The organism is Nitrososphaerota archaeon (assembly GCA_016872055.1).
Classification (GTDB): Archaea; Thermoproteota; Nitrososphaeria; order Nitrososphaerales; family Nitrosopumilaceae; genus Nitrosotenuis.
Map to the genome: position 1 here is coordinate 1 of VHBH01000030.1, position 1,447 is coordinate 1,447.

The 1,447-nt window shown below is 64.0% G+C and carries 1 protein-coding gene; it reads right to left on the reverse strand.

Features of this window, described 5'->3' with window-relative positions; all coding sequences use genetic code 11:
- Positions 1-33: 33 nt before the first annotated feature.
- Positions 34-1,050 (reverse strand): transposase family protein, encoded by a 1,017-nt coding sequence (locus FJ354_07170; GenBank protein MBM3906431.1) that lies wholly within the window; start codon positions 1,048-1,050, stop codon positions 34-36.
- Between the last annotated feature and the right edge of the window lie 397 nt (positions 1,051-1,447).

Genomic DNA, 1,447 nt, shown 5'->3' on the forward strand with positions numbered 1-1,447 from the left:
CGCGGGTCCTGGCCGGGGTGTGTGTACCGAGAATTATATCCGGGCATATTGATGATGCAGACCACCGAGCACTGGCTGGGAGAAGATCGTCCCAAACGCTTTTATAGGCCGGAGGATCGGACAGTCCTTGGCCAACGAGCGGTGCGTTCGAGCCTGGTTGTAGTAGGCATCGTAGGATCGAAGAATCCGGCGCAGGTGCGCTGCACCCATAACGACGACATGGTCGAGGCATTCGCGTCGGATCGACCCGATCAAACGTTCGGCATACGGGTTCTGCCAGGGCGACCGCGGCGCGGTGGGGTGGTCTCGGATGCCCATCGCCTGTAAGCGACGTCTGAACACGGCGCCATAGATACGATCGCGATCACGAATGAGGTATTTGGGTGCGCCGTCCCAAGGAAAAGCCTCAGTGACCTGTCGAGCGACCCATTCGGCCGTCGGGTTGGTCGTCACCGCCGTCCACACTAGCAGACGACGCGCCAAGCGCACGATGACCAACCCGTAGAGCATCCGGAAGCCGATGGTCGGCACCACGAACAGGTCCATGGCGGCGATGCCGTCGGCGTGATTGTGCAGGAAGGTCTTCCAGCCCTGCGACGGCGGGCCCCGGCGCTTGGCCATGTACTTGGCCACGGTCGACTGGGCGACGCCGAAGCCCAGCTTGAGCAGTTCGCCATGAATACGTGGCGCACCCCACAGCGGGTTCTCCCGGCTCATCTGGCGGATGAGGTCGCGAAGTTCGCTACCGACCGGCGGACGGCCCAGTCGACGCCGCGACCTCCAACGCCAATACCGCCGAAATCCCGCACGGTGCCAGCGGACTAGCGTCTCCGGCTGGACCAGAACCAGGGCTGGCCGCACCGAGGGAAACAGGCGATGGAGCCAGACGAAGAAGACTCGGTCGCCATTGGTCAGCTTGACCCGGCCCGGCACCTTGCGCCGCAGCACGATCAGCTGTTGCCGCAACGCCGTATTCTCGGCCTCAAGTCGCGTCCTAGACTTGAACAGCGACGCGACGATGGCGAGGAACAGTCGAAGCAGCCCGGTCATCACGCTCGACGCTAGCGCGATTCAGCCGTGAGTCAACCGGTTGGAATTCTCGGTACACACAGCGTCCGGATAGCGCACAAAGACGGGATGCCTGCCAAGAACCCCGATGAAATGGGCGTTTGTACCGCTTATTTGAGCGGGTCATCGCCACCAGCCTTCGCGTGCAGCGCGAGGGCTGCCGCGCCGAAGCCCGACGCGCGAGGGTGGGCCCATGATCAGCCTCGCCTCGCCAGGCCCCTCAAACGCTGTCCTTCAGGCGTTGTACCATCTCCGGCATCAGCTCGGAGGCGACGTTTGCGAAGGCGAGCCGGAGGTAACCCTCCTGGCCCCGCCCGAACATGGCGCCGGGGACGCAGAGCAGGTTCTGCTCGTCGGCGAGGCGCTTGACCACCTCCCG